The organism is Pseudomonas sp. St29 (assembly GCF_001547915.1).
Lineage (GTDB): Bacteria > Pseudomonadota > Gammaproteobacteria > Pseudomonadales > Pseudomonadaceae > Aquipseudomonas.
Genome location: NZ_AP014628.1, coordinates 3,912,968 through 3,937,319, shown reverse-complemented (window position 1 = coordinate 3,937,319; position 24,352 = coordinate 3,912,968). Strand labels below are relative to the sequence as shown.

The 24,352-nt window shown below is 58.7% G+C and carries 33 protein-coding genes, 1 tRNA gene and 1 pseudogene; 15 read left to right on the top strand and 20 right to left on the bottom strand.

All coding sequences use genetic code 11. The features are described 5' to 3' along the window. Positions 1–737 precede the first annotated feature (737 nt). The 3 genes and pseudogenes from PST29_RS17525 to PST29_RS32810 form a co-directional block, all read right to left on the bottom strand. Positions 738–1,700, bottom strand: a complete 963-nt coding sequence (locus PST29_RS17525) for a bifunctional GNAT family N-acetyltransferase/nucleoside diphosphate kinase regulator (protein WP_173655905.1) — start codon at positions 1,698–1,700, stop codon at positions 738–740. 404 nt (positions 1,701–2,104) lie between these two features. Next, positions 2,105–2,860, bottom strand: coding sequence for a methyl-accepting chemotaxis protein (locus tag PST29_RS32815; RefSeq protein ID WP_375136269.1), 756 nt, complete (start codon positions 2,858–2,860; stop codon positions 2,105–2,107). A 99-nt stretch (positions 2,861–2,959) separates the two neighbouring features. Continuing rightward, positions 2,960–3,745 (bottom strand): annotated as a pseudogene (locus PST29_RS32810) (MCP four helix bundle domain-containing protein); the annotation flags it as partial. A gap of 213 nt (positions 3,746–3,958) precedes the next feature. Here PST29_RS32810 and PST29_RS17515 point away from each other — a divergent pair. Together PST29_RS17515 and PST29_RS17510 are read left to right on the top strand one after the other, a co-directional pair. After that, entirely contained in the window at positions 3,959–4,342 is a 384-nt protein-coding gene (locus PST29_RS17515; RefSeq protein WP_148659654.1) for a hypothetical protein, read from the top strand. A gap of 211 nt (positions 4,343–4,553) precedes the next feature. Continuing rightward, positions 4,554–6,062 carry a diguanylate cyclase gene (locus PST29_RS17510; RefSeq protein WP_060843866.1) on the top strand — a complete coding sequence of 503 codons (1,509 nt, stop codon included), beginning with the start codon at positions 4,554–4,556 and terminating at the stop codon, positions 6,060–6,062. A 16-nt stretch (positions 6,063–6,078) separates the two neighbouring features. Here the strand turns inward: PST29_RS17510 and PST29_RS31120 are convergent, their stop codons facing one another. Continuing rightward, complete coding sequence (locus tag PST29_RS31120; RefSeq protein WP_082729266.1) at positions 6,079–6,240, bottom strand: DUF2986 domain-containing protein; 162 nt, start codon at positions 6,238–6,240, stop codon at positions 6,079–6,081. Positions 6,241–6,636: 396 nt separating this feature from the next. Between PST29_RS31120 and PST29_RS31885 the strand changes: the two genes are divergently transcribed. Together PST29_RS31885 and PST29_RS32270 are read left to right on the top strand one after the other, a co-directional pair. After that, positions 6,637–6,777 carry a PA0050 family protein gene (locus PST29_RS31885; protein ID WP_003083582.1) on the top strand — a complete coding sequence of 47 codons (141 nt, stop codon included), beginning with the start codon at positions 6,637–6,639 and terminating at the stop codon, positions 6,775–6,777. Positions 6,778–6,838: 61 nt separating this feature from the next. Further along, entirely contained in the window at positions 6,839–6,976 is a 138-nt protein-coding gene (locus PST29_RS32270) for a PA0050 family protein (protein WP_016966878.1), read from the top strand. 88 nt (positions 6,977–7,064) lie between these two features. Here the strand turns inward: PST29_RS32270 and PST29_RS17505 are convergent, their stop codons facing one another. After that, the gene (locus PST29_RS17505; protein WP_060839717.1) at positions 7,065–7,538 is read right to left on the bottom strand and encodes a hypothetical protein; all 474 of its coding nucleotides are present in this window, start codon (positions 7,536–7,538) and stop codon (positions 7,065–7,067) included. Positions 7,539–7,777: 239 nt separating this feature from the next. On the opposite strand from PST29_RS17505, the gene PST29_RS17500 reads away from it, so the two are divergent. Further along, the gene (locus PST29_RS17500; RefSeq protein WP_060843865.1) at positions 7,778–8,746 is read left to right on the top strand and encodes a threonine ammonia-lyase; all 969 of its coding nucleotides are present in this window, start codon (positions 7,778–7,780) and stop codon (positions 8,744–8,746) included. A 116-nt stretch (positions 8,747–8,862) separates the two neighbouring features. Continuing rightward, the gene (locus PST29_RS17495; RefSeq protein WP_060843864.1) at positions 8,863–9,156 is read left to right on the top strand and encodes a hypothetical protein; all 294 of its coding nucleotides are present in this window, start codon (positions 8,863–8,865) and stop codon (positions 9,154–9,156) included. A gap of 97 nt (positions 9,157–9,253) precedes the next feature. Here PST29_RS17495 and PST29_RS17490 read toward each other — a convergent pair whose 3' ends face one another. Next, positions 9,254–9,499 (bottom strand): hypothetical protein, encoded by a 246-nt coding sequence (locus PST29_RS17490; RefSeq protein WP_060839714.1) that lies wholly within the window; start codon positions 9,497–9,499, stop codon positions 9,254–9,256. Between the two features lie 183 nt (positions 9,500–9,682). On the opposite strand from PST29_RS17490, the gene PST29_RS17485 reads away from it, so the two are divergent. The 3 genes from PST29_RS17485 (at position 9,683) to PST29_RS17475 (ending at position 11,098) form a co-directional block, all read left to right on the top strand. Further along, positions 9,683–10,186, top strand: coding sequence for a hypothetical protein (locus PST29_RS17485; RefSeq protein ID WP_060843863.1), 504 nt, complete (start codon positions 9,683–9,685; stop codon positions 10,184–10,186). Between the two features lie 69 nt (positions 10,187–10,255). Beyond that, a complete protein-coding gene (locus tag PST29_RS17480; protein ID WP_060839712.1) occupies positions 10,256–10,489 on the top strand; it encodes a YceK/YidQ family lipoprotein in 234 nt (77 codons plus the stop codon). A 141-nt stretch (positions 10,490–10,630) separates the two neighbouring features. Next, positions 10,631–11,098 (top strand): anti-virulence regulator CigR family protein, encoded by a 468-nt coding sequence (locus PST29_RS17475; protein WP_060843862.1) that lies wholly within the window; start codon positions 10,631–10,633, stop codon positions 11,096–11,098. 66 nt (positions 11,099–11,164) lie between these two features. Here PST29_RS17475 and fabF read toward each other — a convergent pair whose 3' ends face one another. Next, entirely contained in the window at positions 11,165–12,433 is a 1,269-nt protein-coding gene (fabF, locus tag PST29_RS17470) for a beta-ketoacyl-ACP synthase II (RefSeq protein WP_060843861.1), read from the bottom strand. Between the two features lie 112 nt (positions 12,434–12,545). Here fabF and PST29_RS17465 point away from each other — a divergent pair, with 112 nt between their 5' ends. After that, positions 12,546–13,031, top strand: a complete 486-nt coding sequence (locus PST29_RS17465) for a winged helix-turn-helix transcriptional regulator (protein WP_060839709.1) — start codon at positions 12,546–12,548, stop codon at positions 13,029–13,031. Here PST29_RS17465 and PST29_RS17460 read toward each other — a convergent pair. The 4 genes from PST29_RS17460 to PST29_RS17445 form a co-directional block, all read right to left on the bottom strand. Beyond that, positions 13,018–13,935 carry a hypothetical protein gene (locus PST29_RS17460; protein WP_060843860.1) on the bottom strand — a complete coding sequence of 306 codons (918 nt, stop codon included), beginning with the start codon at positions 13,933–13,935 and terminating at the stop codon, positions 13,018–13,020. The genes PST29_RS17465 and PST29_RS17460 overlap by 14 nt on opposite strands. Positions 13,936–14,093: 158 nt before the next feature. After that, a complete protein-coding gene (locus PST29_RS17455; protein ID WP_442966366.1) occupies positions 14,094–14,816 on the bottom strand; it encodes an HAD family hydrolase in 723 nt (240 codons plus the stop codon). Positions 14,817–14,920: 104 nt separating this feature from the next. Beyond that, a complete protein-coding gene (locus PST29_RS17450) occupies positions 14,921–15,457 on the bottom strand; it encodes a hypothetical protein (RefSeq protein ID WP_060843859.1) in 537 nt (178 codons plus the stop codon). A gap of 58 nt (positions 15,458–15,515) precedes the next feature. Further along, positions 15,516–16,148, bottom strand: coding sequence for a TetR/AcrR family transcriptional regulator (locus PST29_RS17445; protein WP_060843858.1), 633 nt, complete (start codon positions 16,146–16,148; stop codon positions 15,516–15,518). A gap of 94 nt (positions 16,149–16,242) precedes the next feature. Here PST29_RS17445 and PST29_RS17440 point away from each other — a divergent pair, with 94 nt between their 5' ends. After that, positions 16,243–16,851: an NAD(P)H-dependent oxidoreductase gene (locus tag PST29_RS17440; protein ID WP_060843857.1), complete on the top strand. Its 609-nt coding sequence runs from the start codon at positions 16,243–16,245 to the stop codon at positions 16,849–16,851. Positions 16,852–17,413: 562 nt separating this feature from the next. Here the strand turns inward: PST29_RS17440 and PST29_RS17435 are convergent. Next, on the bottom strand, positions 17,414–17,911 hold the full coding sequence (locus PST29_RS17435; protein WP_060839703.1) for an AAA family ATPase: 498 nt from the start codon (positions 17,909–17,911) through the stop codon (positions 17,414–17,416). 357 nt (positions 17,912–18,268) lie between these two features. Here PST29_RS17435 and PST29_RS17430 point away from each other — a divergent pair, with 357 nt between their 5' ends. Both PST29_RS17430 and PST29_RS17425 read left to right on the top strand, forming a co-directional pair. Further along, positions 18,269–18,532, top strand: coding sequence for a DUF1652 domain-containing protein (locus PST29_RS17430; RefSeq protein ID WP_060843856.1), 264 nt, complete (start codon positions 18,269–18,271; stop codon positions 18,530–18,532). A gap of 277 nt (positions 18,533–18,809) precedes the next feature. Next, positions 18,810–19,028 (top strand): hypothetical protein, encoded by a 219-nt coding sequence (locus PST29_RS17425; RefSeq protein ID WP_060843855.1) that lies wholly within the window; start codon positions 18,810–18,812, stop codon positions 19,026–19,028. 30 nt (positions 19,029–19,058) lie between these two features. On the opposite strand, the gene PST29_RS31880 is transcribed toward PST29_RS17425, so the two are convergent. After that, positions 19,059–19,247, bottom strand: coding sequence for a hypothetical protein (locus PST29_RS31880; protein ID WP_148659653.1), 189 nt, complete (start codon positions 19,245–19,247; stop codon positions 19,059–19,061). A 145-nt stretch (positions 19,248–19,392) separates the two neighbouring features. Here PST29_RS31880 and PST29_RS17420 point away from each other — a divergent pair. Then, a tRNA-Leu gene (locus tag PST29_RS17420) sits at positions 19,393–19,479 on the top strand. 93 nt (positions 19,480–19,572) lie between these two features. Here the strand turns inward: PST29_RS17420 and PST29_RS17415 are convergent. From PST29_RS17415 to PST29_RS32320, 7 genes are all read right to left on the bottom strand, one after another. Next, a complete protein-coding gene (locus PST29_RS17415; protein WP_056785472.1) occupies positions 19,573–20,604 on the bottom strand; it encodes a site-specific integrase in 1,032 nt (343 codons plus the stop codon). Next, positions 20,605–20,811 carry a DUF4224 domain-containing protein gene (locus PST29_RS17410; protein ID WP_060843854.1) on the bottom strand — a complete coding sequence of 69 codons (207 nt, stop codon included), beginning with the start codon at positions 20,809–20,811 and terminating at the stop codon, positions 20,605–20,607. Further along, on the bottom strand, positions 20,808–21,281 hold the full coding sequence (locus PST29_RS17405) for a hypothetical protein (protein ID WP_082729264.1): 474 nt from the start codon (positions 21,279–21,281) through the stop codon (positions 20,808–20,810). The genes PST29_RS17410 and PST29_RS17405 overlap by 4 nt, the downstream gene beginning before the upstream one ends. Continuing rightward, complete coding sequence (locus PST29_RS17400) at positions 21,278–21,658, bottom strand: pyocin activator PrtN family protein (protein ID WP_060843853.1); 381 nt, start codon at positions 21,656–21,658, stop codon at positions 21,278–21,280. The genes PST29_RS17405 and PST29_RS17400 overlap by 4 nt, the downstream gene beginning before the upstream one ends. A gap of 158 nt (positions 21,659–21,816) precedes the next feature. After that, positions 21,817–22,098 (bottom strand): phage antirepressor KilAC domain-containing protein, encoded by a 282-nt coding sequence (locus tag PST29_RS17395; protein ID WP_060843852.1) that lies wholly within the window; start codon positions 22,096–22,098, stop codon positions 21,817–21,819. Positions 22,099–22,108: 10 nt separating this feature from the next. Continuing rightward, complete coding sequence (locus tag PST29_RS17390; protein WP_060843851.1) at positions 22,109–22,699, bottom strand: hypothetical protein; 591 nt, start codon at positions 22,697–22,699, stop codon at positions 22,109–22,111. A 253-nt stretch (positions 22,700–22,952) separates the two neighbouring features. Continuing rightward, the gene (locus tag PST29_RS32320) at positions 22,953–23,714 is read right to left on the bottom strand and encodes a S24 family peptidase (protein WP_082729334.1); all 762 of its coding nucleotides are present in this window, start codon (positions 23,712–23,714) and stop codon (positions 22,953–22,955) included. Between the two features lie 101 nt (positions 23,715–23,815). On the opposite strand from PST29_RS32320, the gene PST29_RS31110 reads away from it, so the two are divergent. Then, on the top strand, positions 23,816–24,067 hold the full coding sequence (locus tag PST29_RS31110) for a transcriptional regulator (protein ID WP_082729262.1): 252 nt from the start codon (positions 23,816–23,818) through the stop codon (positions 24,065–24,067). Positions 24,068–24,352: the final 285 nt, after the last annotated feature.

Genomic DNA, 24,352 nt, shown 5'->3' with positions numbered 1-24,352 from the left:
TTTTATTGGGCTGGCATGGTGCTATCTGTCAGATAAAACCGATTTATCTTGGCGGCCTTTCCTGCGTCACCCGGCTCCGGGACGCCTCCCTCCCCAGCGTTCCTGAGTGTGTTGTCGGCTTTGCAACCAGTCTTCCGTCCGCATCAGCATCGGCCAAATCAACGGTGGGTGGTCTTGCAGGCGCAGATTGATCTGGTGGTAGCGATACCGCACCTTGTGAGGGGGCCCATCAGGCTTATGCAGCAGGGCTAAGCGCTTCAGCTGCATTTTCATCGTTCGGTACGTGCTGCTGCTCTTCGAGCCATTGCCAGAGCAGCGGCCGGCGCTGCCTCAGCCACTCGGTGATACCTCGTTCGGGAAAGAGTGCTGCGGATGTAAACAGACCTTTTAGCCTATCGCGAGATCTGGCAAACAGCTGGTACGACCGAAGTAATGGAGATACAGCCTGGCTCCCGCCTCTTGTCGATCTTGTGGATGATGCGGTGAAGTGCTCGCATCGCGATGATTTCAGGCAAGTGCCGCCTTCCGTGGCCGGTGAGTTTGGGGTGGGGGTTTAGATGCAGAGAATTAAAACAGTCGCAGGAGCCGACCAGGTCTGTTCGGTCACCTCCTGCTTTTCGCAACTCGCTCCGCTCCTAGCCTTGACCATGCAATGGGTCGCTCAGGCACGGAAAGCGAAGCGCCGTCCTTTGGGAAGTCCCCTTGCCCAATGGACGAACATCGAGCAAAGGGCGCAATTACAGGTGGAAGTCGCCCGCAGCCTCCGGCTGGTAAAGCACTTTCCTGATCTCAATCCGGCGGGTCCGATCAGAAATTCGCCAGTCGATGGCGTCCCCCTCCTGATAACCAAGGATGGCGGCGCCTAGATCGGAATACACGGAATACTTCCCTGCGCTGCTGTCCGCGTCTTCTGGGTAGACCAAGGCCGCTTCGAACTCTTCGTCGTCCAGTTGCAGCAACGCCCTAGAGTTCATTGTGATGACATTGCGCGCCACCTGTTGCGGCTTGACGACAATGGCTCGCTCAAGCTCATGTTCGAGTTCAACAATCGCCGGGCCTTGCTCGAGCGCGATTAGGCTTTCGAGCCTGGCCTTGTCGATTTCAGTGATGTAGATCCTGGTGGAGTCGTCACCGGCTCCTTCGCGCAAGAACTGGAGATAGCGTCCCGCCGTCATGGACAATGACTTCAATGTCGGCGTTTCGCTCTCAAGCATAAAACCGCTACGCAGAAAGGCTTTCAGCGAGCGCGAGTTATCTGGGTGAATCTTGGCGATGAGTTTCTCGGCCAGCATGTCGAGGAAGGCCATTTTCATGCCTTCGCGAATCGTGCGGGTGCCAAGGTTTCGGCCCCATTTTTCGCAGTCTCCAATGGCCAGGACGATCTCGCAATTTGAGCCGGTCTTGATCAGGCGGACAAAGCCCACCGGGACGTCATGCCGGTCATAGGCCATGAAGAATCGGCCGCCCTGGTTGAATAGATGGGTCAGGATCGGCAACTGAGTCCGATCAATGGCTTGCTCAATGGAACGGGAGACATGAGGCGAGTCGCTCAGATAGCAGGTCACGCGCTCATCTTCCAACCAACCCATCAACTTCAGCGCGTGCGCCCGAGTTATTTCAGGGCACAGCGTAATGAAAGGCTTGTTCATCTTAACCACACTTCTCTGCAAAGGATGGAAGCCCTTCATGGCTATAGACATGACGGTTCTTCGGCAACCGGCCATTCTAAGATATATCGCGAGTAATGGCGAAGATCCCCGAGAATTTGCGCAAGCCTGCGTTTTGCTGAACCCGAACCAGTCAAGCGCTCAAGCCTCGATGAACTCGACGATATTGAGAATGCTCAGCGCTGTATCGTTCTGGCCCTTGATCCGAGCCAGAGGTTCGTCACAAGCAGCTCCAGCAAATTTACGTGGATGGCCTGGTCAACAGTTTTAGTGTTTTGGGGGATTTGCTCGACCCCGCTTTTGGGGTGGTTTCGAGAGTTTTGCGTGTCGTTCTCTGTGGGCCGTCGGCGCCTCCCCGAAAAGGGGAGGCGCTTCAGCTTGAGGAGCCTGTTGACCTATCAGGTGGATACCCGGTCCAGGCGGTCAACGCTTTACCATCAAACGGTGAATCGGCTGATCAGCACGCCAAATGAGGTCGCGAGTCGCGACAGTTCGGCGCTTGAAGCGCTGGTTTGATGGGCGCCTGTAGCGGTTTGTGCGGAAAGGTCCTGGATGTTGACCAGGTTACGGTCAACCTCACGTGCGACCTGAGCTTGTTCTTCAGCAGCACTTGCGATGACCAGGTTCTTTTCGTTGATGATGGAAACACCCTCGGTGATGCTGTCCAGGGCCTGGCCGGCCTCAATCGACTGGGCCCGTGTATCGGCGGCCAGTTCCTTGCTTTTGTTCATCGCGAGAACGGCTTCTTCAGCGCCCGAGCGGACCTGTTGCATCATCGATTCGATGTCCGCCGTCGAGGCCTGGGTCCGGTGGGCCAGCGCGCGCACTTCATCGGCCACCACGGCGAAGCCGCGACCCTGTTCACCCGCCCGGGCGGCTTCGATGGCCGCATTGAGGGCCAGGAGATTGGTCTGCTCGGCGATAGCCCTGATCACTTCAAGCACTTTTGTGATCTCGTTGACGCGGGTTGCAAGCACTTCAACCTTGCCGGTCGAGTTGGAAATCTCGTCCGCCATCGCTCCAACGGAGTCAACGGCTCTGCGCACTTGATCGCGGCCTTGCACGGCACTGCGACTGGTCTGCTCGGAGGCTTCTGAGGCGCCTGTGGCATTGCGGGCAACTTCTTCCACTGCCGCGGTCATTTCGTTGACTGCGGTTGCGGCTTGCTGAATCTCGTCATTCTGCCGCGTCATACCCCGTGAGCTTTCTTCCGTAACGGCGTTCAGCTCTTCGGATGCAGAGGCCAGCTGATCAGCAGCACTGCCGATCTCCTTGACCGTGGCCCGCAGGTTTTGCTGCATTTTATCCAGCGCGTTGAGCAGCGCACTGACCTCGTCCCGACCGCTGACCTGAATGCTCTTGGAAAGGTTTCCTTCCGCTACTTCCTCTGCGCTGTGTACAGCGATGGAAAGGGGGCGGGTGATCGAGCGGGTGATGATCATGCCCAGCGAGACGGCCGCGAGGAAAGCGATCAGCACCCCGATGCCCAATGTCCAGTAAGCGCTGGTAGTGGCGATCTCGGCCGCGTCGGCGGCTTCACCGCTTTGACGATAGTTGGAGGCAACTATGACTTGCAGCTGATCGATAATTCTCTTGGACGCCGGAGAAAGCTGCTGCTGGAAAATCTGCGTGGCGCTGTCAAGGTCGCCGGCTCTTGCCAGGGCGATGACCTTGTTCGCCCCCTGGACATAGGCCGGCCAGTCCTTTTCGAACTGATCGCCCGCCACGCGCTCGTCATCGGCGAGAGGCGTCTGACGGTACTCCTTGAAAAGCCGCTCCACTTCCCGCTGGTTTTCGGACATGGACTGTACGGCCGATTCGAACATCCCTGAATCTGCCTTGGTGTACTTAAGAAGCAGCGCCGCATGCAGATCCTTGGAGTATGCAAAAACACCGGCCCGAGCATTGCCCGTATTGTTAACGGACACCAGGTTATTGCTAACGATTGCGTTTATTGTTGTTTTTAGCGATGCGATACCCGAGCGTCCCAAGAGCCCCACTCCCAGTGTGATGATGGCGCACACCACAAATGCAGAGATTAATCGCGTGGAAAGCTTGATGTTGCGTAATGCGTCCATAGGACCCTCGACGAACTCTTAGTTGGCTGGCCCAAGCTGGCTTGGGTTTACATGTATCCGCCGAGATCTCTATTAACTTTAACGACGAGCTGATTATTTTTTAGAGTGTTCGTTAACTGGTTAAGTGTTTTTTCTGCAAGAGGACATAGGTTTAATTTGGAACTAGCGTGCAATATTAACGGTAAGTTTCCGTCAGGGCTCCTAGTTGGCGTCATGGACGATATCGATGTTGCGCCAATCAAGGGTTGGCGCCCAGGGCTGCGATGCTGGGCCAGTGGCACTGATGCGAGACGTCTTGCCCGAAAAATCGGGGGCGTGTATCGGCAGGGTGCGTTCGCAGACGGCCCCGGGGAGTCTGCGCAAGACCTCGGCCATCGGAGGGCCGCCGATACCCAGGGCTTCGCGTGCACCGGCGGCATTGCGGCTGGTGCTGAAAAACTGTCGGCTTGCATCGCGGAGGAAGTCTCTATCTCGGTAAACTTGTTTTCCACGCAATTGAGTGCCGAGACCATTACGAGTGATCCAGCGATTCGTCCACTGATTGTTTTTGTACTCGAAGCATTCAAGCACAAGATCGAGGGGCAAGAGGCGAACTAGCGTTGCCAGTACAGAGGTGTGTTGCGCAGTTGCGTTATTCTTGATGCCACGGTGGGTACGGTGACTTCTTCAGATGCTTATTAACGACCATCTATTTACCGCTAGTTGATCTGAAATGGACTTTTTACCCGCGGCGGCCAGTTTAAATTTTTACCTATCTATTACAATCGCTACACTAGAACTTGAACCGTACTATCCATAAGGTGGGAACGTGAAGCGTGACACACGCTTGGTTGTGCTTTTGCTGTTGGTCGTTGGTTGCTCCCTGGCGTCATTGACTGTCTGGAAAGTGTGGGCATCTCGAGAGCAGGTATTGAGGGATGTGAATGTCCATAGCTTGAATTTGACCCAGGCGCTGGCTACCTACTCCGAAGGCATTGTCCGCCAAAGCTCGGCGCTTTTGCTCGGGCTCGTCGAGCGCCTGGAAACCGAAGGGAGCGGCCCCACACAGATTCAGCGCCTGAGTAAGTTGATCCGCCGGCAAGAGTCGCTGATGCCACAGCTCAGTGGCGTCACCATCTACGATAATCAGGGCCGTTGGTTGATGTCTTCCAATCGGCCCATTCCTGCCGGGGCGAACAGCAGCGATCGGGCTTATTTCATTCATCATCGCGACGATCCATCCCGTGAGACCTTTATAGGGCCGCCCATCCAGAGTCGTACCAATCAGGAGTGGGTGATCACCCTCAGTCGGCGTTTCAATGATCCACGCGGCGAGTTTGCCGGAGTGGTGGCGGTGACCTTGGGGATCGAAAACTTCCTGCGGTTGTTCGGCAAGATCGATGTCGGGCAGGAGGGGGCCATCGGCTTGTCCAATACCGATGGTACGTTGCTGGTTCGCTATCCCTTCCGTGAGCAGGATATGGGGCGCAACTTTTCCAAGTCGCCGATCTATGCCAAGTACCTTGTGGATCGATCCGTCGGTACCGCGTCGTTTACCTCCAGCCTGGACGGTGTCGAACGCCTTTATGCCTTTCGCAAGAGTGACCGGCTGCCTCTGATCACGACCGTTGCACTCGGCAAGCGAGAGGCCCTTGCCGCGTGGCGAATGGAGGCGCTGTTGTCGACGGTCGTAGTGGCGGGGCTGCTGGGGCTTACCGCGCTGATCGGTTGCTTCTTGATCCTGGATATTCGCCGGCGAACCGAGGTTGAAGGCCAGTTGCGAGGCGCCCAGCAGCAGTTGCTCTCATCCAATCGCCAGCTTGAGTTGCTGGCCATGAAGGATCCCCTGACGGGGCTGGCCAATCGGCGCTGCTTCGACGAGAGCCTTGCCACTGAAGCGCGACGTGCACAACGTGCCAATGCCTCCTTGGCTTTGATGATGATTGATATCGACCATTTCAAACTGTTTAACGATTCGCTCGGGCACGTAGCCGGAGACGCCTGCCTGCAGGCGGTTGGCAGAGTCCTGGAGGAGTGTGTGCGACGGCCGTCGGATCTGGTGGCCCGTTATGGCGGCGAGGAGATGGGCGTCATCATGCCGGATACCGACAGCGACGGTGCCAGGATAGTGGCGCACCTTATTCTCAGTCGCTTGGAGCAGGAGAACATTGCGCACACCTCCAGCCCGTTGGGACGTGTGAGTGTCAGCATTGGCATTGCGGCCGCCACGGGCGCGGAACTGAATCACTTGCAAGGACTGATCGAGGCGGCAGATCAGGCGCTGTACATTGCCAAGGCATCGGGACGTAACCGCTTTGCCGAGGCGAAGGTGGAGTAGGCGCTGCCAGGCAGGTTCAGCTGTCGGAAGCGATAGCCGGGTCTTGAGTGGCTTCAGCCGCCAGTTTCAATCGGTCGGCCTTGCTGATGTAGGTCGACTTCTTTTTCGGTGCCAGTTTGGCGCTGGCCTTCTTGGCGTTGGCCTTCAGCAGTTGGTTTATTTTCTTGCGGCGATTCATCGTTGTTACTCGGCGGATAAGTTGCCGGATGATATCAGCTAAGGGGATTGGGCCGTTCACCCGTGCCGAGTACGGGGCGCACCGGGTTGGCTGGCGGCCCAGGTCTGTTCGGCAGTTCTGGTCCTTGCCGTTGATCACGCAGGCCCAGGTGATGATGTCGCGACCTTGGGTGTTGAAGGTGACAAAGAGAGTCCCATGCCCCGGTCGGGGCAGATGGCCTGTGGCGTGACACCGTGCCGCACTGGCGCAATCGCAGGCTGTGGTCTTTGCTGTTCCGGGCCCGTTGGCGGGAGTGCTGGCGGGAGTTGCAGCGCGCCTTGCCAAGGGCGTGCATCCGCCCCCTGAAACAAGGGGAAAGCGCGGATCGTGATCATTGTCTCGACCAAGGAGGTCAGGTTGAAAAGAAAAATGCTGGCGGCGTCGTTGCTGCTGTGGATGTTCTCGCTGACAGCGCAGGCGGACTGCGCGGTGCTCGGGCCTGGGGAAGATCCCTGTGCCGGTCCGGTGCTCGGCCCGACGGTCTGCGAGTGCCCTTGATGACTGTCCGTGCCCTCGCCAGGGCACATGGACGATTGGATGACTGACCAGGAGGTCGCAAATGAAGAAAGTGTTGTTGGCGGTATTGCTGCTGTGGGGTTTCTCCCTGACTGCCCAGGCCTCGTGCCCGGTGTTCGGCCCATCCAAGGATCCGTGCAGCGGTCCGGTATTCGGTCCATCGACCTGCGAATGCCCTTGAGATAGTGGCTACGGCAGGCCCGGTGCCGATCGGGTCTGCCTGCTCAGCTGGTAGACCGGCAGGTGCCGAAGCATCTCCAACAGGTGCTTTACAAGTGGGCAATCAATTGCTGGTGATAGCCACTTTCCTCGCTCGGGGCCGGGTAGCGGCTTTCATCGATCAGCGAGCGCAACTGCTGTGAGTGGCTGGACTGCCTGAAGGCGACCTGGCATTCGGCAGCGTCGAAAAACCCTCGCAGCAATGGCAGGGCCAGAGGCAGCAGCGCAGGCTCTATCTTCAACGAGACGCTGACGATATCCAGTTGGTCGGTGGGGTCTCGGTACAGATCGATGACCAACAGGCTCTGACTCCCAGTACTTGGATAGACATGCACATCACCCGTACCGACCGGGGTGTCATCGAAGTAGCGGGTGTATAGCTGGCCAATGTCGAGGGCGATGCCCAGGGTACTCAATGCTGCCGCCAGGTCGGCGTTGGGCAGGTGCCGGTCTTCGACCCAGGTGACGAAGTCGGGCATTGAGACGCAGATATCGAACTCATTGGCGCAGATGATGGGCGTCACTGGAAAACCTTCCTGGTGGTGGAGGGCGGCTAGCCTACCACCTGGGCATGCAGCCTATGCAAACACCGCTTACGTGCGACCTCCCGTTGCTGATCGATCGAGCGAAGCCGCTCAAGGTGTGGCGCGCAGCCCCGGTTGTCCTGTAGTTTTCACCGGGGTCGGCGACAGTCTGCAACCCAGCCGGCCAGGCGCGGACGTTGGGAGTTCCGTGCATCTCAATCCAAGGAAAGTGGCCCCAGATGACTCAGCTCATTGATTTCAAATCCATCGTTGCAGCGGCGCAACGGATTGATGGATCGGTAACTCGCACGCCGACGGTCAACAGTTTGGTGCTCAGCGACAAGGCGCGGCGGCCGGTGTTTCTCAAGCTGGAAAACATGCAGGTCGGGGGTTCGTTCAAGGCCCGTGGCGTACTCAACAAGTTTTCGGCGTTTGCCGAGAATCTCGGCGACAACCACTTCGTTGCCGTCAGCGGCGGCAATTTCGGGATTGCCATCGGCGAGGCGGCCAGGAGCTTTGGCGCCAAGGTCACGGTCATCATGCCCGAGAGCGCGCCTTCCTCATCGGTCGAGCGAATTCGCGCCAGTGGCAGTTCGGTGCTGATCGAAAAAGACGTTCATGGCGCATTTGCCCGGGCCAAGGCGCTTGAGGAAGAGGGCTATGTGGTTATCGACGATTGCGCCGACACCCTGATCGCCGAGGGGCATGGAACCCTGGCCCTTGAGTTCATTGCCGACTGCCCGTCCCTGACCGACGTATTCGTCGCGGTGGGTGGCGGGGCGATGCTGGCGGGAGTGGCCACGGCGTTGAAGGCGATCAAGCCCGAGATCCGTGTCTGGGGCGTCGAGACCGCCGGCGCAAGCTCCATGCATCAGGCGTTGCAGGCAGGCAAACCGGTGGACGTGGACATCAGTTCTGTCGTCTCGACCCTGGGTGTTCCCATCATCGATGAGCTGATGTTTGCCCACGCTCGCCACTATCTGGAAGACGTGGTCGTGGTTTCTGACCATGACGCGATCAAGGGCATGGTTTGCTTCGCCCAGGACGCCAGGCAGTGGGGTGAACTGGCTTGCGGAGCGCTGGTTCCGGCCATGCTGGCCACCGCGCCGACGCTGCCTGAGGACGCGGTCATCGGTCTGGTGGTCTGTGGCGGCAACATATCCCTGCAAGACATGACGAAATGGGCTGCCTACGCGGGAATATCCTGAGCCTCCCCCAGTATTTCTCCGTGCATCAGGAGCGGCGTTTCGGGCCATTTATGGCCCGTCGGGCCGATCCTGTGGCGTCAAGCTCATCCCGGCCAAAGAACTGAAAGCACAGAAGCATGGACAACCGAACCGACATGCAGCGCGTGATCGTTGCCTTCTTGTTCATCATCGTGGCGTTAGGCGGCATCGCCTTCGTGGGCTGTTTGGCTGTGCCCGCAGGGTTCTTCCCGGGCCTTGGTGCAGTCCTGGCGATCATGGCGCTGGGGATCACCTGCCTGCTGTGCTACCCGCTGGTCTTCGCCTATTGGATGGTCAGCGGCAGGGCAACTGGAATGCGCGACCTGTTGATTCTCCATAGCGTGGTGTCAGCAGGCTTTGTCATCTGGTACCTGATGATGGTATTCGGCTGAAGGGCGAGGGTGTCCCGACAGTGTGCCGGGGCTCTCCCCGCGTCGCGCTGTGGCGCCGAGAGGATGGCTAGAGCGGCCATTCACCACGGGTGACGAATCAGCAAAGGCTGTCGGTGGCACTGAGCATGGGCAGCGCCGGCAGGCTCGTGTCGCGAATAGCCGCTTCGAGCTTGTCCTGATAGAGGCTCAGGATGGAGTAGTCGAGTTTCTGGGTGATGCTGGCGCCGCCTGCGCAATTTTGCAGCAGCTCCTCCAGCGCGCCGGCCACCAGGTCGGCGGTGACTTGCAGGACATTCAAGCCAAACGGGCTATCGACAATGACCAGACTCGTTAAATCGTACATACAACCTCTGCGGTCACTGTGATCAACAATAATGGCTATGAGCCATCACTATTTTAACTAAACTGCCGCCGGGCTGTCACTGTGCGAGCGCGGTGGCGGCGGTTTTTTGTGCGGTGAATTTCCTGCACCCGGAGGCCGCTGTGTGTACCATTCGGGCCCGCGTAACAATCAGGTTCGATCGGCATGCTGATACTGACAAAGGGCAACCACCAGGGCCTGAGGATAGGGCCGCGCTGGCCGTCCTCAAGGGTCATGGTGGACCACCGGGCCTTTGCACAACTACTTGAGGTTCAGTCCAGGCTGCCGTGCTCTGTGCAACTGCTGGTGACCCGTGGTTACGAGCACAAAAGCAGCTACCTGGGCGCTTTCAGGAGCCTGTCACGCTGGCTGGGCATCCGCCTGCTCTGCTGGTGTTATCCGCAACGCAAGCAGGAACTTGAGGACATCTTCGGCTCCAACGGCCACGATGTGGATGGCACTCATGTCGATGTGTCGATCGTCCTCGACGGCAAGCGCTTGCGTTTCCTGCCACTGGGCGTCTTCACTTCGCCGGCGCGCCAGAACCGGCGCCAGGCGCGTTACGCGGCGGTGGTTGATGAAGTCAAGGAAACCCTCAGGCAATGTGGCTTCGAGATCCACCGCAACCCTACGGAAAGCCTGCAGATCCATTGCGACTACAAGGCTTGAGCGTGTTCAGTGCCGCCTCGGCCATGCAGCGCCCAGGGCGCTTGCCGATGCAATTAATAAGGATGTTACGTGTTGCGAAGTCTGTTGTTGCTGGTCCTGGCCCTGGGGCTCAATGGGTGCACGGCCTTGATTGCCCGTACCACTCCCTACACCTGTCCCTATATCGGCGTGCGCATGGACTGGGCCCTGGCGAAGGAAAACAACGGAGTGCTCTGGCCATTGCTGGCGCTGGATGCACCGTTTTCCGGCGTGGTGGATACGCTGATGTTTCCTTTTGAGCATCAGTACAGTTGCTCGCTTTGATACGTGATGGCAGACAGCGTGCCGCTGTGAATGGGGAGCCGCTACTGTGTGAAAGCGCTTTGCCAACTGATCTGCGGGCTCCTTCGAGGTGCAATGCCGTCTACATTGGAGTGTGACAGAGGCCTTCTGAAGAGCATTGATATGCACAAGTCCAATCGGCTGGTTACCACTCTTGCCTGTCTTTTCCTGATCACGGCTTCTCCTCTGGTCTTGGCCGACCCGGGCGGTGGCAAGGGCCAGGGCCATTCCAGGTCTGACTCCGCCGATGAACACGGGCACGGCAACCAGAACGGACACGGCAAAGGTAAAAAGTCCGCGTCCGAGGATTGGCAGCACGGCCCCAGCATCGATCGTGGCGGTGTCGTGGGTATTCTCGGCGGGCATCGTGATTATTGGAGTCCTGGGCCGGCATTGCCTCCCGGCATCCAGAAGAACCTGGCCCGTGGCAAGCCTCTTCCTCCGGGAATCGCCAAGAAACTCGACAGCCGGCTGCTTGGCCAACTGCCTCGCTATGACGGTTACGAATGGCGACAGGCCGGAACAGACCTGATCCTGGTGGCCATTGCCAGCGGGATCATCTACGAAGTGCTGAATGACGTCTTGAACTGAGGAAGGCTGCCGAGGTTTCAGCCCATCGCGGCTGCAACCTCGACATGGGGCCCGCCGGTTCGACGGTTATTCCCAGCGCTTGAACAGCACGCTGGCATTGACCCCGCCAAAACCGAATCCATTGGACAAGGCGTATTGCATGGCCACCTGACGTGCCTGGCCGCTGACCAGGTCAAGTCCCGCAGCGTCGTGGTCGGGGTTTTCCAGGTTGAGCGTGGCCGGGGCGATCTGGTCGCGCAAGGCGAGAATGGTAAAGATCGCCTCGATCCCGCCGGCCGCGCCCAGCAAATGGCCAGTGGCGGATTTGGTGGCGCTGATGGCCGGGCCGCGGCCGCTGCCAAATACGCTCCTGATCGCTGCCAGCTCGCCTTTGTCGCCCACGGGGGTGGAAGTGGCATGGGCATTCAGGTGCTGTACCTGGGCAGGCTGGACGCCGGCCTGACTCAGTGCCTGCTGCATGGCGCGCCGGGCGCCGTCGCCATCTTCCGGACCGGCAGTCATGTGGTAGGCGTCGGCGCTGGTGCCATAGCCCACCAGTTCGGCGATGGGTTGCGCGCCTCGGGCCAGGGCATGCTCCAGCTCCTCGATGACCAGCAGACCGGCGCCTTCGCCCATGACAAACCCGTCCCGGGCCTGATCGAAGGGGCGTGAGGCACGCTCCGGCGTGTCGTTGTAATCGCTGGACAAGGCACGTGCAGCGGCGAAGCCGGCCAGGCTGACCTGGTGAATCGCCGCTTCCGCTCCGCCACAGACGGCGATATCGATTTCTCCGGCGCGGATCATTCGTGCCGCGTCACCGATGGCCTGCACCCCGGCGGCGCAGGCAGTGACAGGCGCTCCCAGCGGTCCCTTGAGGCCGTGGCGGATCGAAACGTGGCCGGCGGCCATATTGCTCAGGAATGATGGAATGGTGAACGGCGACAGACGCCGCGGGCCTTTGCTGTCGCTGGTGCGCACGGCATCGGCAATGGCCGGGAAGCCTCCGACTCCCGAGGCAATGATGGTGGCGGTCCGTTCCTGGGCGGCGGCGTCATCGGGTTTCCACTGCGCCTGGGCCAGGGCTTCTTCCGCAGCGGCCAGGGCAAAGAGAATGAAGCGGTCCATCTTGCGCTGTTCCTTGGGCGTCAGCAGACGGTCCGGATCGAAGCCGGCCTGCGGATCCTGCTGCGAGTCGGGCACCTGGCCGCCAATGGTGGTGGACAGGCCCTGGATGAACTCCTCCGGCAGGTGACGGATGCCGGACTGCCCCGCCAGCAGGCGTTGCCAGACTTGCTCGACGCCACAGCCCAGGGGAGTGATTGCGCCCATGCCGGTGACTACGATGCGTTTACTCATACGGGTCCTGCTCCTTCGCTTGTTTGGGGGAACAACGAAACGTGGACGATACTATCATCATGAAAGTAACATTCGGATCCACAAAAACCGAGGTGCACTGCAGGAGCCCGTCATGCAACGAAAAAGTCTGATCGAAGCCGAATGTCCGATCGCCAGGAGCCTGGAGCGGGTCGGCGAGTGGTGGAGCATCTTGATCATGCGCGACGCGCTGCATGGCTTGAGGCGTTTCGACGAGTTCTCCCGCAGCCTGGACATTGCCCCGAACATGCTGACCCGGCGCCTGAACGCCCTGGTGGAGGCCGGGTTGCTGGAGCGCCGCGCCTACAGCGAGCGGCCCTTGCGCCATGAATATGTGCCGACCGCCAAGGGCGAGGACTTTCGCGTGGTGTTGCTGGCGTTCGTGGCATGGGGCAACCGCCACTTCGCTCCCGAAGGCGAGAGCGTGCAACTGATCGAGCGTGAAAGCGGACGACCTGTGCACCCGGTCATGGCGGATAGGGTCGACGGGCATCTGGTGGCGTTGCAGGATTGCACCGTGCAAGCCGGGCCCGCCGCCAGTGCCAGCATGCGCCAGCGCTTTGCGTCTATGACGGATTGAGCGCGCCGGGGGCGGGCTGATTCTGCGCCGCGCCCACCTCAGCTTGGGGCGCCGGTTGCTGAGACTCGATGGCCGGCATGGGACCGCTCGCGGCAGGGTTCGGGCTAGTGGGGATCAGTTTGCCGACCACGTAGCCGCTGTGGCTGATCAGGGCCAGCAACAGCAGGGTGGTGTGCAGTTTTGGCAAATCCTGCAGAACCCAGTAGCCGGACCCCAGGCTATGACCGACGGCTGCCCCATACACCAGGATCACCACCAGGGTGATCAGCAGCATCTGCAGGCGCGGCAGGTCGACGATGGTGCCATTACTCACGTCTTCACCGCGAATCAGATCGGCCAGTCGCGCATCCTGCGGATTACCCTTCATCAACACCTGGCCATTGGCCGATGGCATGGATGCGAGGTTCTGGCTGTCGAGCAACTGCTGGCCGGTGCTGGCCAGCGCTCCGCTGTCGGTAGGTTGCTCGGCTTTACGGCTCAGGGCCATGGGCGCGCTGACAAAACTGGCCAGGCTGAACCCCATCAACGTGATCAGGTTGTAGTCCAGATCCACCATCAGCGCCGTGGTGGCATCGCCGCGGACAATGTTCGCGATGTACACCGTGTACAAGGTGGCCAGCACCAGCAGGGTCCACAGGCTCATCTGCAAACGCGACAGCGAGTAGCGATTGCGCTCGTCTATCAGTACCCCGAGGACGCGTCCGCGAATGCGCAACCCGGCCAGCACGAACAGCGCGGCCAGGCCCAGCAGGCAGCAGCCCCAGGCGCCCAGTCGAGGCCAGTCGAGGTGGGGGGCAAACGGCGGGTAGGTGGTGGGGCGGGTATGACCGAGGAGGATCACCGCGGGGACGATGGTCGCCAGCAGCACGGCCAGGGTACGCAGCAGATAAGCATGAGCTTTCACGGTGGCAGGCCCTCTCCCTGTGTGGGCGGCTCATGTCCTGGTCTGCGTGAGCCGCTTTTGTACGGGCGGTGGGGCTTTTGGCGAGCGTCCCGGCGCCTGCTCTTGTGTATAGCGAATCCTGGTGCAGGCGACCGGCCGTTGGTCGGGTGCCGGGGGCGTCAGCGAGGAGGTTGCCCGCGGCGCCAGCTCGGGTGGAAGTGGCGCCAGTGAGGGTCCTGGGCCGCTGCCAGTAGCTCGTGGTCACCCCGGGTATCGCCCCAGGCCCGGACACGGTATTGGCTCAATGGGCCGTAGACGCTTTCCAGGCGCAGTACCTTGTTCTGGCAACGGCAATTGCCACCTGTGATATGCCCGGTCAGCACGCCGTCGACCACCTCCAGTTCGGTGCCGATCAGTTGGACCCCCAGGCGCGTGGCAAAAGGTTGCAGGACCAGGGCCGGCGAGGCCGAGCACAGGGTCACCCGCGCACCGGAGCGCAGTTCGTCGGCCACTGCCTGCAGACCGTTTGGACGCATCAGCCGGCTCCAGGATCGCCGGCAGAACGCTTCGGCCTGTTGTTGCACCCATGTCGCCTCGACACCGGTCAGAAAGGTGCGGATCAGTTGCGCCTTGAGCTGGTCGCGGTCCATCCGCCGGGCCAGATACTCCAGACTGGGCAAGGCCAGCCTGAGTATTTGCCGGTTGAAGCGCTGCTTGCCGAAGGCAAACCGCAGGAAGGGCACGAAGCTGTCATGGCGGGTGAGGGTGCCGTCAAAGTCGAATACCGAGAGCACCTGGGCGGCATCGGCGTCCACGGCCAGGGTGTCCAGGGTGGGCGCAGGCGTTTGACCGTCTGCCGTCGAGGGAATCATGGGCGTGGGCGCAGGGGACTGGGGCGGCATGCTGTTCTCGGTGGTTGGGGCGGCCTGCTGGTGGGGCCGCCGGGAGTGCCAGGGTTGGCAGCAGTTTACGCCTTGCTGCCGGCCGGGTGCGGATCGCCGGTGATTCACCAGCGCAGCATGGGGAGGGGCTTCCAGGGACGAGTCAGGCATTGCTTGGCGGACAATTGAACCAGCCGCAGATGAAAGCCCGCGTCAGGAAACGCCGAAAAGACCTGCCGCCGTGCGTCCCGCGGGATGCCGAAACTGATCAGCCCCAGGGAGACATCGATCCAGTCGGCACGCCGGAAGCTCTCCACCAGGCTGCCTGGATGCGCCGTGGCGGCACCGATCTTGTGGTGCAGTTCGATCATCGCCAGCACTTCGCTTTTCCATTCGGGCCTGGCGATTTCATCCAGATGGGCCTCGGCCAGCTGTAGTGAGGGAGGCAGGTAGTCAAAGGTGCTGGCGGTCCAGATCCCCAGGTCGTGGAAGGCGCCGGCGATGGCCAGTTTTTCCAACTGCTGGGCGTTGGCGTCGATCAGCAGATTGCAGAAGTTGATGACTCGGTACACATGGTTGCGATAGCCGATGAAGTCCTTGCCCAGCGCCGGGCGATGGCGCTGGAGCAGTTCATCCAGAGGTTGCAGGCGGGTCAGAAGCATTGCCTCTTCCTTGTAGGACCGTCGCCTGAGCGCGGTCGTCAATGTCCGGATACCCGTGTTAGTTCGCAGTGGCGGCGCGGCTGCGCGCTCTTTCAACCATGGCCACGATGGTGGCGCGCAGTTCTTCCTGGGCGTGTTCGGGGCTGATTTCTCCCAGCGCCGCCGCGTGAGAGAGCGCTTCGGCGGCACCGAGCATTGCCCGCAAGCCGGCCGTGGTCAGACTCGCACCGGCGGCGAAGGGCTCCAGGTTGGCGCGGCATTTTTCCAAAAATAGCCGTTGGTAGTCGCGCTTGATGGCCTCCAGTTCCGGTGAGCTGGCCAGGGCCGCGATGACCCCCGGTATTTCCCGGCCCTGCAGCAGCACGCACTCCACATAAGAGCTGGCGATGACCGCGGCGCGGGCGGCCAGGGTCGGTTCGCAGGCTTCCAGGGCCTGATCCATCAGCGCGGTCTGGCGCTGGTCGAAATCCTCATAGAGCGTCGCCAGGAGCACTGCGCGGGTGGCGAAATGGTCGTAGACCACCGGCTTGGTGACCTCGGCCTGTTCCGCCAGGTGACCCAACGTCAGGGCTTCGGTGCCGTGCTCGCGGACAATCTGCCAGGCCACGGCCATCAACTGTTGCAGGCGCTGTTCCCGGGACAGGCGGCGTCGCGGTACCGAGGCAGGGGCGGATTTCTGGCGGCTTGACATGCTTATATACCAAAGGTAACTTAAAAGACGTAACTTACTAAAAGTATATAGGTCCCGGTTCATCCTGCGCAATCCGTCCTTTGGAGTACTCGTCATGCACGCTCTCATCGTGGTCGCTCATCACGACCCCAAGTCCCTGACCCACAGTCTCGCGCGGCAGATTGCCGAGGGGCTGGGGCGCTCTTGCGAACATTCCTGCGAGATTGCCGATCTGTGGGCTGAAGGATTTGACCCGCGTTTCACCGCCGCCGATATCGCGGTGCATCGCACTCAGCTGCCGCCTCCTGCGGATGTGCTCTCCGAACAGGCGCGTATCGACCGTGCCGACGCACTGGTGCTGGTCTATCCGGTGTACTGGTGGTCCATGCCGGCGTTGCTCAAGGGGTGGATCGATCGGGTTTTCGCCAATGGCTGGGCCTTCGATTTTCGAGCTGACGCCAAACTGGTGAAGAAACTCGGGCAGTTGCAGGTGCACCTGTTGGGTGTGGCTGGGGCCGATGCCGGTACCTATGAGCGGCATGGTTATCGGCAGGCGATGCAGACTCAGATCGATCACGGCATTTTTGACTACTGCGGAGCCCGAGTGCTGAGCTCGCAATTGCTCTTTGATTCTGAGGGCGGCGAGGTGATCCCGGCTCTGGAACAGGCGCACGCGCTCGGACAGGCACTGTTCAGCGTCAGCCAGGCAAGCGAGTCGGCGTGAAGGTGAAAGGCGGCGTGGGAGGGGCAATGCAGGGGACGTGGTCGATGGGATTGAGGTCTTCAGCCCCAGCAGCACCAGGCAAAGGTGGTCAGGCAGAGCACCAGGGGCAGGGCGTCGAGAAAGTCATTCATACCAGCGCACACCATTGAGAACGGTGCCGGCAATTTATGATGGGCAGGCACGTCTGTCTGTTGCGATTCTGTGAATTTTCAGCGCACTTTTGTTTAAGCCTGGGGGCGCTTGCGCGGAGTCGCCTTTCACCAGGAAAAAGCATTGGAGAGCGGGCCTGAAAAAACCAAAGACTCAAAAAAAGTGTGGATATTTAATGACTTAGGTGATTATATTTGCGTTTTTTTTCTCAAAATATCTTGTTACAGAATGTACTGTTCCGTTACTATAGCCCTGCGTTCACCTACCACGGTTTATGCATTTTTAGTCCCAAGTGTCCATCAGCTACTTGGGCTTTTTTTTGCCTGAAATTTGACCTCGCCGCCCATTGTCACGGCACATTTCCTTTGCCGGACTGACAGTCGGGCCCCTTGCAGGGCCCGTTGGTCGAACATCAGGCCGCGGGGTGCAGGACGATATGCAGTCCTTCATCCGCCTGCGGAGGCACGAAGTAGCGGCAGATCAACGCGAACTGCTCCTCGCTGGTGCTGAAGGGGTGGTCGCCCCGCTCGTTGCGCTCACGCAGCCGGGTGCGGCAGGTGTCTTCGTCCACATCCAGAAAGTGCAATCGATGGGCGACTCCGGCCCGATCCGCCAGGGCCCGCAATCCGGCGCGCTGGGCAAGGGTGTTGGCCGGAAAATCCAGTACGACATCGGTTCCAGCCTGGAGCATGGCGATCACCAGCGGCTCCAGCACGTCTTTCAGGCGTTGGGCATGCTGCAGATAGTCCGCGAGCGAGTGAATCTGGCCTGGATACAGCCGTGCCAGCCACTGGTCTTCGCTGATCAATACACTGCCGCTAGCCTGTGCCAGATGACTGGCCAAGGTGGATTTGCCCGAGGCGATCTTGCCGCATAACAGGTGCAGCGTGGCGGGGGACGATGAGTTCATGTTGTGTCTCCTGGGGGGGCGTGCCTCAGAAGAGCGGTCATGAACCCGCCTTCGAGGCGGGTTGGTTGCGGTTTGGACAGCCGCTAGCCCACCTGGCTGATGCAGGTGGTAATAATCGCGGTGCGCCGTTGCCAAAGATTCCGGTTCATGGGCTGGAACTTACACAGTGGAGGGCCGAAAACCTAGAAAATCTTCGTGCAAATCCATCGATGACTGCAGGCTCGGCGGCAGGTGGCAATAGCATCGAGGAACTGTGAGGCAGTTATCATTTCTTGTGTGTTTTTCGACACACACGCTCAGATGCTGACCTATCCTCAACGGGAAAAACTCACCCCATCTCACACAGGCGAGACAGCCATGCTCTCCACCAGCGAGCTTTGTCACATACTGGAGTCCGGCTTTCTCCCCCTTTCCTGCACCTGCAGCCTGGCTGCCAATGGCGCCCTGACCATCAAGATCTACGATGCCGAAACGGGGCGAGTGGACCTGTTGCTACCCGGGGTTTCCACCGCGGGACTTACCAGCGTGCGAGACATTTCCAATCTGATCGGCGAGTTGCGCACCGAACTGCGGGCCGGGCGTAGGGCCTTTGCCGGTGGTTTCACCCATCATGCCGGCTGAATCCGCACAGCCAGTGATTGCTGACAGTTGAACATGTTATTGAGAACGCATAGCGTTATGCCGTTCGCCCGGTATCTATGACTCTTTACCGGTTCATGGATGGCGAGGTCATGTGTACTGGGCGAACTCCATTGGTCAATCGGCGAGTTTTATCGGCGCCAAGGCCATGTTTCCTCCCTCCTGCCTTGTTCGTCGCATCGGACGCAGTGCCCGGGATATCCCATTTGCCAGCCATCGCAGGCACCAGTGGATTGATTCGATATCAAGGACGGCCTTCATGAACGTCGGCAATGCGCGCCCTGGTAATTACACCTACGCCCAATTGTCCAAAGTGTTGGAACTCAATCGTGGCGTTGCGCAAGTCAAGGGCGCTGAAGTCCGCGATACGCCAGTGGTAAAGCAAGTATTTTCCACCCAGCTGGAGCGCGAACAAACCGCAACCAAGGACGAAGCGCTCAAGCTCAAGTTATCGCTGAGTTTTTCGGCCGAGGCCTGACCCTTGATTGCCCAGCCACGCCCCGTGCGCTCATCCGCGCAGCCCGGCGCCCGCTTCAAATGCGCTGCCGCTTGATGATAAGTCGTTAAAAATCAGTTGGTTAGCTATGGATGCCATGTTAGTCTTGCCGCCGCCGACGCGGGTGCCGAGCTGCATGGCGGTCTTGTTGTCGGCAAATGAACGGATGCTGTAGATCCCTGATTTAGCGTGCTTTTTCACTGGGTTTTAGTGAGCGCAGAAGCGTTTTTTTTGCAGACTCCGTTCTTGCTTCACCTGGGCTGGATGTATATATTCCTCTCCCTGCTTCAAGCACTGGACGGGCTGATGCCTATTTACAGCTCCAGTGCCGCGTGATCGCGCTACCGCCCGAATGGCGAAACTGGTAGACGCATGGGACTTAAAATCCCCCGCTCGTAAGGGCGTGCCGGTTCGATTCCGGCTTCGGGCACCATCTATTTCAAGGGCTTGCATGACATATCTCATGCAAGCCCTTAGTTCTTTTTTCCGCAATCAAAAAATCTTTTCCGCAATTCGTGACCGTCAGTCACTTCGTGGGGGTAACCTTCATCCCCTTGCGCATTCGAATGTACTGTTCTGTCATCCCAACGGTTGTATGTCCTAGCTGGTCTCTAGCTTCTCGGATGCTCCCGGTTGACTCCTCCTTATCCGTCGCCGCTTTTGCTCTTAGGTCGCGCATCTGAAATTCTGCTTTTGGAATCCCGGCTGCTTCCCTGGCGTCATCAAACCGCTTTCTGAGCATGCTGGTTGTCATTGGCTGCCCAGAGTCGATTACTACCAGACGTGTTGATCTGATTTTGTGTCCAGCCTTTCGTGTCATGATTCGATCGATTACGACTTTGAGCTCACCAATGATCTCGATCCTTCGTTTAGCCCCAGTCTTACCTTGCTGAACGGAGAGCTTTCCGTCTTTTATGTCTCGCTCATCCATCTTCAATGTGTCTGCGATCCTCTGACCTGTTAGGTAGAACAGGTCCAAAGCGTCTCTCAATGGCTGATCGGCATGCCGGTAGGCTCTGGCAAGTACGTCGTCTTCAACATATATGTCGCGACCGGTTTCTTTATTGCCTTTCACGCCTGAGCAAGGATTTGCCAAGGATGTATAGCCATTCTCGCGAGCAAAGTTCCAGATGGAGCTGAGTAACGCCTTCTCCCGATTCGCGCGAATAGGTGCTGTCTTGCCACGATGACGAAGGTACTGGCTGACATGTTTCGGTTCGATAGCTTCTAGAGGGGCGGGCGGGTCGTTGAAGAACAGAAGAAGGTTTTTGAGTTCGCGCGCGTTGTCTTTTTGAGTGGCATGGGCTTTTGTGGGAACCACCTCATTCATATAAAGCTCGGCTACGTAAGCAAAGGTAAGTACGGTTTGTGTCAAGGCTTGAGAGACGCGGCTTTTTTCGAGCTTTGCGTACTCTAAGATGGCCAGGCCGTAATCCGTACCTAGCGGTATTTCCTTGCGTGGTTTCCCGCCAGTGTCATAAAGGTAATAGGTGGTGTTGCCGCGTTTTCTCTCGCGCAGGCGAGGAATGCTCCCCGGCTTTGTTGGTCTTCGTCCCATTCATCCCACCAGGCGCGGCTGCCACGTTGGAGTTTCTGTCGCGTTGGTAGTTGCTCCTGTCAGCGCGGACGCAATCACGCAAGGCCAGCCATTGCGCTTGATGGTATGACGAATGCCATTGCGCTTCAGCACCATAATCTGACCGGCTTTAGTTTTAGCTCCGGTCAGTTCGCAGACTTGCTCATGGCTGAGAAATTGAATGCTCATGCTGGCTCCTTGCTAAGAAATGCAGAGTGCTTCGAATGCGCTTGCAGTGCGGCCTTGCTTCCTTCGGTTCCTGGATATAGCTGCGCAGCCATTGCAAGCGCCTGTTCGCGCAGCGATCGGGTATCACGCTCGAGCTTCTTGCCGGTACGAAAGACGCTGAAGGTCTCAGCGGCGATCCGCAGCAGCTCGCCGATATCGACCAGTGTCTGGTGCTCGGTCGGGCCGAAGAGTGGACCTGCTTCAAATCGTTTGCAGGTGTGTACCAAGCGCGTGTGATCTGCGCTAATGAATTGCAGCGAGGCTCGAAGCTCGCGGATGGTTTTAGCACTTACGGCGCGCTGAATGTCTTCACCCTCGCGTAGGCCGGTCTCAAGACCATCTCTGCGGCCTATGATGTAACCGCCCCATACCAGGAGGGCCGCCATAACGATCAAGATGACGAGTGCAACTGTTTGTACTGGAGTCATCATTTGGTGTGCTCCTGGGGTTGTCGTTGGCTGGTGGTAACTGCCGTCAGTGGTGTGGGTGCAGCATCGTGTTGGTCGTCATGCTGTCGCTGCATGTTCTCATCAGCCTTGTAGGCGCAGATGTCGATCAGCGAGGCCATGTGCCGTATGTGGACGTATTTGAGTGCCTTGCGACTGGCGTCGATTGTGGTGATCGGAAGCTGAATCCGGCCGTTGTAGATCTCAGTCACGAACAGCTGTGAATTCAAGTTTCGAAAATAGGCTTCCCGTATTTTTTCCAGTGGGATCAGTACATTCCCAAAAGTGCGATAGAGCATTTCGACGGTGGTCGATTCGGGCGCCGGATGAAGGCGAAGCGGATTCTGCGTGGCGTTACTCATGGCCTTGTCGAGCCTCCTTGAGTTGTTTTCGGGCCGGGTGGTTCCAGGCATTCAGGCAGTGGCGTTTAGTCAGCTCGCGCAGATGTTCGGGCACTTCGAGGAGCGCGGCGTTGCGCTCCTCTCGTGTGCGCATGGCAACAATCTGGCGGGCGTACTCCCTAGGCCACGTCACGGCGATCTGCCGGGATGGCAGGAAGATCGATGTCCAACTGCTCGGCCAGCCAACGGATACCGGCCTGCTTCACCCGAGTCGACTGGCTGTACTGCATTCCGTGTTTCTCGTCATACCAGGGACTGTCCTTGACCCGCAGGTATGCTTTGTCGCGCTTCGGGTTCGCCGGCAGGTTTCCCTTGAGCAAACCTTTTTCCCGCATGAGAGCGATCAGTTTGTGGCGAGTGAGGCTGAGTTGAGCGGCTGCTTGGGCGAGGGTGCGTTCCATAAACGGTTCCTCAAGCAGCATGCGCAGCAGGAGTGGCCGCTGCAGCAAGGTGGTTGATGGACTCAATGAGCTTTGCGTAGATCTCGGCATCGGGGTCGTACAGAGTGAAGCAGCGCGTATGCGGGCTCTTGTTGCCGATGCTCAAGATGGCGGTGATGCCCCGGCGTGAATGGGTGCGATGCAGCGCTACATGCAGGGGAAGCTCGAAACCCATGTCGAGGCTCAGCACACCGCCGGTGTGCACCAGTTCGAATACGCGCTGCTTGTCCTGGAGCTCAAAACGGCTGTATTGACGATCGGCATGCGGGAGATGCAACAGGTCGCAGGAGTTGCTCGCGTCGAACGGACCGTTGGCAATCTCTTCAATAAAGTCGGCCAGCTTTAGGTGCATCTTCTTGTCGTTCTGCAGGGTCAGCGTGTGGCGTTCGCTGCCCAGCTCCACGACGAAAGTGCTTTCTACTGAGCCGCGCTCAGCCTTGAGGCGGAATGCCAGACACTCGCGCTTCGGCGCTGTGCGCAGGACGTGATTGAAGGTCTCGGTCAGGTTGACCTGGGCATTGAGCAACTGCAGGGTGCGGTTGTCGATCTTGTATTTGATCATGCCGCGTGTCCTCCACCATTTGGGTCGAAACACTTGGCAGAAGGGCGACGTTTTTTGGAGGTTTTGATGCTTATAAAAACGCAGCCGCATTCTCTGGCCAGACGACGAACCTCGAAAATGCGGCAGGGGTCAGCGATGGTTGGATGTATATGAATCGTAGCTTTGGTATGCATGAATTTGCCTCGCTCCGTGGTAAAAGAGTGAGTGCAAATTAGCAACAGCTAATCCGTTCTGCAATAGCAAATGCTAAATTTCAGATCTCGAGGTACTTTGACGGCTTCAAGATAGCCCCGACGTAATGGATTTTTTCGACGAGCTTTTCTTCCAGGAAGATAGGAGGGTAGCTGTCGTTAATGCTGTCGAACCGGAGTTGACCGTCCCGGCGATAAATGAACTCTTTCACCATTGCCCTACCATCAGTGGTCCGCACGAGGACCTCATCGCCAGTCTGATAACTATGATTCGGCTCTATGAGCACAAACTCCCCGTTTTTGATGCGTGGATGCATGCTGCTTCCCACGACTTTCAAGCCATATGCGTCGGGATCGGAACTGATAATTTCCAAGTACCCATCGCCATGACCAGGAGGATATTCAAGTGCGTCGAAGTAGCCATCAGTACCCAACATAGCCTTTCCTACTACAGGTACTGGGGCAGGGCGCCGGTGCTCGCTTGCTTCCCGCTCTTCAGCTGTTCTAAGAGCGGTTTCGTTAATGGTCGCATTGAAGAACGCGGGGTGGGGCAAAACCGGAGGCTTAAGGCCAAGAGCGATCCAAGCGGCGGTGATTTGATGTTGGTCTTCGGCGGAGTAGGTTCCCGTCGTCAGCAAATCAGCAGGAATTGCGAGCTTTTTTGCGAGGTTCGTGGCCGCTCGGTCACCCAATGTCCGGTGTCCGTTCAGGATCTGAGAAATGTACGAAGCGTCCACATCGGCATGCGCTCCGGCAAAGTCCTTGAGTTGGTTTTCACCAATCAGGGCTTTAAGAATCGTGAGGCGTTTTTCGTAGATATTCATATAGGGAATCATCCGTGCTCCGTTAGCAAAATGTAAATTACGTTTTGCTATTGCGGATCGGATTAGCAGTTGCTAATCTTGAGTTGAATAGGGGGTTAGCAATGACGCTTCTCGAATACATAAAGATCCTAGACGACACGCAGCTCAAGAGCTTCGCCTCTCGATGTAATACCTCAGTCGGCCAATTAAAGCAGGTTGCTTATGGCAATCGTCGAGCGAACGCAGCCTTATCCATTTCGATCGATCGTCATAGCGGCAGTCGTGTGACGTGTGAGTCGCTAAGGCCGGACATTGATTGGCAATATCTGCGAATGCAGGCAACAGCTACTCGCAGAGTAGAAAACGCTGCATAGAAAAAAGGCGACCCTAGGGTCGCCCAGTTTCTCCCGACAGCATCACCACAATGCAGTCGGGTCGCGATGTCAGAAGGCGAGCACACCACATGCTGCCGACCTTCATCGCGTTTCCAAGGCTCGGAAGCCTTGGCGTTGCTGCCGTTCTTACCACAGAGCTGGCAGCTGTTGCGCCAGGGGTGAACAACGGATTGTTCGCCCCGGCACGGTGCCGGTGTTGGTCTAGAGAACCTCGCCGGCTTTTGGGCCATACCAAGCCACGTGACAAATGTATCACCAACGTCT